Source organism: Polynucleobacter sp. 35-46-11, from assembly GCF_002281105.1.
In genome coordinates, this window is the sequence record NZ_NCFJ01000191.1 from 1 (window position 1) to 4310 (window position 4310).

Annotated in this window: 4 protein-coding genes and 1 pseudogene; 3 read left to right on the plus strand and 2 right to left on the minus strand. The window is 46.4% G+C overall.

From position 1 onward, the window contains the following. The 3 genes and pseudogenes from B7Y67_RS11485 to B7Y67_RS11495 form a co-directional block, all read left to right on the plus strand. A pseudogene (locus B7Y67_RS11485) lies at nt 1–488 on the plus strand (electron transfer flavoprotein subunit beta/FixA family protein); the annotation flags it as partial. Further along, entirely contained in the window at nt 489–1424 is a 936-nt protein-coding gene (locus B7Y67_RS11490) for an electron transfer flavoprotein subunit alpha/FixB family protein (protein WP_293598760.1), read from the plus strand. A gap of 43 nt (nt 1425–1467) precedes the next feature. Further along, nucleotides 1468–3255, plus strand: a complete 1788-nt coding sequence (locus B7Y67_RS11495; protein WP_293598761.1) for an acyl-CoA dehydrogenase — start codon at nt 1468–1470, stop codon at nt 3253–3255. 41 nt (nt 3256–3296) lie between these two features. Here B7Y67_RS11495 and B7Y67_RS11500 read toward each other — a convergent pair whose 3' ends face one another. Next, nucleotides 3297–3743 (minus strand): hypothetical protein, encoded by a 447-nt coding sequence (locus tag B7Y67_RS11500; RefSeq protein WP_293598762.1) that lies wholly within the window; start codon nt 3741–3743, stop codon nt 3297–3299. A 42-nt stretch (nt 3744–3785) separates the two neighbouring features. Beyond that, a partial coding sequence (locus B7Y67_RS11505; RefSeq protein WP_293598763.1) for an META domain-containing protein occupies nt 3786–4310 on the minus strand: 525 nt, incomplete at its 5' end.

A 4310-nucleotide genomic window follows, 5' to 3' on the forward strand; every position in this document is an offset into this window, starting at 1 on the left:
CTGATGCCGAGTTGCAGCCTTTAGCAGTTGCGAAAATTCTGAAAGCCCTTTCTGAAAAAGAACAAGTGCAGATTGTAATTTTGGGTAAGCAAGCAATTGATGACGATAGCAATCAGACTGGACAGATGTTGGCGAGCTTGATGGATATTCCGCAAGCCACTTTTGCCTCCAAGGTGTTAGTTGCAGACGGTAAAGCAAGTGTGACCCGCGAGGTAGATGGTGGCTTAGAAACAATCGCGATTACCTTGCCTGCGGTGATTACTACTGACTTGCGTTTAAATGAGCCGCGTTATGTAACTTTGCCAAACATCATGAAGGCAAAGAAAAAGACTTTAGAAATTGTAAAACCCGAAGATCTTGGTGTAGACATTGCCCCACGTCTTAAAACCCTCAAAGTAGAAGAGCCACCCAAGCGCTCTGCCGGTGTGATGGTAGCTGATGTAGCGGCTTTGGTAGATAAACTTAAAAATGAAGCGAAGGTGATTTAAATGGCCGCACTTGTTATTGCTGAACACGATAATCAATCCTTAAAGGCAGCCACGCTCAATGCGGTAGCAGCCGCTTTACAGTGTTCCCCTGAGGTAGATGTATTAGTAGCTGGTAGTGGTGCTGATGCTGCCGCTTCGGCTGCTGCCCAAATTGCTGGTGTGCGTAAAGTGATTCAGGTAGATTCTGCATCATTAGCCGATCAACTGGCGGAGCCTTTAGCTGCGCAGATTCTTTCGATTGCTAATGGTTATAGCCACATCCTGGCACCAGCAACTGCCAATGGTAAGAATGTATTGCCAAGGGTAGCTGCAAAGTTAGATGTTGCACAGTTATCGGATATCACTAAGGTTGTCTCGACTGATACTTTTGAGCGCCCGATTTATGCCGGCAATGCGATTGCTACTGTGCAATCCGCTGACCCTATCAAAGTAATTACTGTTCGTACAACCGGTTTTGATCCAGTTGCTGCAAGCGGTGGATCTGCTGCAGTAGAAAAGCAAACGGCTGCTGAGGTTTCTGGCAAATCATCTTTTGTGGGTCGCGAGTTGACTAAGTCAGATCGCCCTGAATTAACTGCCGCCAAAGTGATCGTTTCGGGTGGTCGTGGTTTAGGTTCTGGCGAGAAGTATCAAGAGATCGTTGTGCCATTGGCTGACAAGCTAGGTGCAGCCCTAGGCGCATCGCGCGCTGCAGTGGATGCTGGTTATGTTCCAAACGACTATCAAGTAGGCCAGACTGGCAAGATTGTTGCTCCACAGTTGTACATCGCAGTAGGTATCTCTGGCGCTATTCAGCATTTAGCTGGAATGAAGGACTCTAAGGTGATCGTAGCAATTAATAAAGATCCTGAAGCACCAATCTTTAGTGTTGCTGATTATGGTCTCGTTGCTGACTTAAATACTGCTGTACCTGAACTGACTAACTTGCTTGGCTAGGACATCCCTTTAACTATCTTTACACCTAATCCATAGGAATCTTATGCCTTATGTAGCCCCAGTAAAAGACATGCTATTTGTGATGAACGAGCTAGCGGGGCTATCTGAGGTCGTTTCTTATCCATCTTATGCTGAGGCCGGTGCTGATGTCGATTTAGCTCCAGCAATTTTGGAGGAGTCTGCCAAATTCAATCAAGACGTTGTAGCACCCCTTAATTGGGTTGGCGATCAAAATCCTAGCTCTTTAAAGGATGGCATCGTTACAACTACACCTGGCTTTAAAGATGCTTTTGAGCAATTTGCTGCAGCAGGTTGGCAGGGCGTTGTTCATCCTGCAGAGTTTGGTGGTCAAGGCTTACCAAAGCTCATTGCAACAGCATGTTTTGAGATGGTTCATTCGGCTAGCCTATCGTTTGCTTTATGCCCAATGCTGACCGATGGTGCAATTGAGGCTTTGTTAACTGCGGCAAGCCCTGAGTTGCAAGAGCGCTATGTGCCGAAGATGATTTCTGGGGAGTGGACTGGCTCCATGTGTCTCACGGAGCCTCAAGCAGGCTCTGATCTATCAATGGTGCGTGCTCGTGCCGTCCCTGAAACTGATGGCGCATACAAAATTTTTGGCACCAAGATCTACATCACCTATGGTGAGCACGACATGGCAAAAAATATTGTCCATCTCGTATTAGCTAGAACGCCAGATGCTCCAGAAGGTGTGAAAGGTATTTCTTTATTTGTGGTGCCAAAGTTTTTGGTGAATGCAGATGGCTCACTTGGTGAGCGTAATGATGTTCACTGTATCTCGATTGAACACAAGCTTGGTATCAAGGCTAGCCCAACTGCAGTCTTACAGTTTGGCGATCATGGTGGTGCAACTGGATATTTAGTGGGCGAAGAAAATCGTGGGCTGGAGTATATGTTCGTGATGATGAATGCAGCTCGCTTTGCAGTGGGTATGCAGGGTATTGCGGTTGCAGAGCGTGCCTATCAAAAAGCGGTGCAATATGCCAAAGACCGCGTACAGAGTCGCGATCTAGCCGGCTCTCCAGGTCCTGTAGCAATTATTCATCAGCCAGATGTAAAGCGGATGCTGATGACTATGCGCGGCTATATCGAGGCATCTAGAGCCTTGGCGTATTACGCGGCTGCTGCTTATGATGCCCAACATGCTTCCCCTGATGAAGCCTCTCGCAAGCAGAGTCAAGCAGTTTATGAATTTCTGGTGCCGATTGTGAAAGGTTTCTCAACTGAAATGTCGATTGAGGTAGCCAGTCTCGGTGTGCAAGTGCACGGTGGTATGGGATTCATTGAAGAGACAGGCGCAGCGCAACATTATCGTGATGCTCGTATTCTGACAATCTATGAGGGCACTACAGCTATTCAGGCAAATGATCTGATTGGTAGAAAAACGGTGCGTGATGGTGGCGCAACTGCAAAACTATTCTCTGAAAAAATTCAGCAAACTGAAAAAGATCTCGCAAGCAGTGGCACCGCAGATGCAAAGGCAGCGCTGAAGCAATTAACCGCTGCACGTATTGCTTTTGAATCTGCTGTTGAGTTTATTGTGGCAAATTCAAAGACAGATGTTAAGGCTGTCTACGCCGGTAGCTTTGCTTACTTACGTTTATGCGGCTTGATATTGGGTGCCTGGCAAATGGCACGTGCCTTACTGGCTGCGCAGGAGCTACGCGCAGGTGATCCTAATTTTTATGATGCCAAGATTGCCACTGCACGATTCTTTGCAGAAAATCTCTTGCCACAATCTCAAGCTCTAGCAACCTCGATCCTAGAGAGCGGTCATTCCACTAATGCCCTGTCAGCGGAACAGTTTTAGGATTTAAAAAACTGTTATTGCCATTCAAAAAGCTATCTGCATTACTGGGATAGCTTTCTTGCTTCCTGAAGCTGTGAAATAAAGAATTGCTCAAAGGCAATGGCGAGGAAGGTCATCATGACGCCAGCGCCAAATACCAAAGAAAAGATCACAGTTAATACAACCGGCCAGCCTGACTTAGTGGCTTTGCTCGAATCTATGTTTGGATTAAATTCTGCATCCCACTTTTCGTCAGCACGTAAACCATAAGCTATGGTGGTTAGCCAGCTCGCCTCGAAGCTGATAAAGCCAAAGGTGATGAGAACCCAACCAGGCGCAGAATTAAATTGTGAGTCTTTGAGAATCAGCCAACCAGCAATTCCACCAATAAATGAAAATAGTTGAGCCCAACCCCAGAAGGATTTAAGTCCTTGCAAATAAAAACAGTTCAAGCCAGTCCCCGGAAAAAACAATCCGAGTGAGCAGAATAGGAGTTTGTACTTTTTCATTCAGGCTTTCAGTGATGAATTTCAATTTCGATAAAGAGTATTTTATTTTGGAATACTACTTTTTTGCATAAAGCTTAAGACTTGACGATCCACGCCAATCATCAACAGTTGATCGCCATTGCGCACAATCGAGCGGTAATCATTTAATTCATAGAGAAAGTCATTCTCTAGCTCCATGCGTTGTGGTGTGCAAGCCATCTTTGTAGCGGCTATTTGATCCAGCGTAAAGCCTCTGGCATCTTCAGTAATGCGTGCAGTAAACCGATTGCATCCTGTAGACCCACTCACACGTTCACCATTGGCATCAAAGATGATTTGGATTGGGTTGCTATTGTCACCCTGAGGGATTTGTCGGGTACGAACCTCGCCTCTGGCATTGGGCGCTAGATTCCAGCGAACTAGCTCCCATTTGGTGTTTCGGAATTCAGTGCTGGGAGGGCTGGTTTTGGCGTTGCAGGGCGGAATGACATTGGCGCAGGCAGTCAAAAAACTTAAGCCGAGGCAAGAAAGAATCAGAAAAAAGCGCTTTATAGGGCCTCCGAAGGGTCTAAAAATGGCAGTTTTCAT

What these genes read in the sequence shown, in the direction of transcription:
- B7Y67_RS11490 (WP_293598760.1), top strand. Translation starts at nt 489, where the DNA reads ATGGCCGCACTTGTTATTGCTGAACACGATAATCAATCCTTAAAGGCA.
- B7Y67_RS11500 (WP_293598762.1), bottom strand. Translation starts at nt 3,743, where the DNA reads ATGAAAAAGTACAAACTCCTATTCTGCTCACTCGGATTGTTTTTTCCG.
- B7Y67_RS11495 (WP_293598761.1), top strand. Translation starts at nt 1,468, where the DNA reads ATGCCTTATGTAGCCCCAGTAAAAGACATGCTATTTGTGATGAACGAG.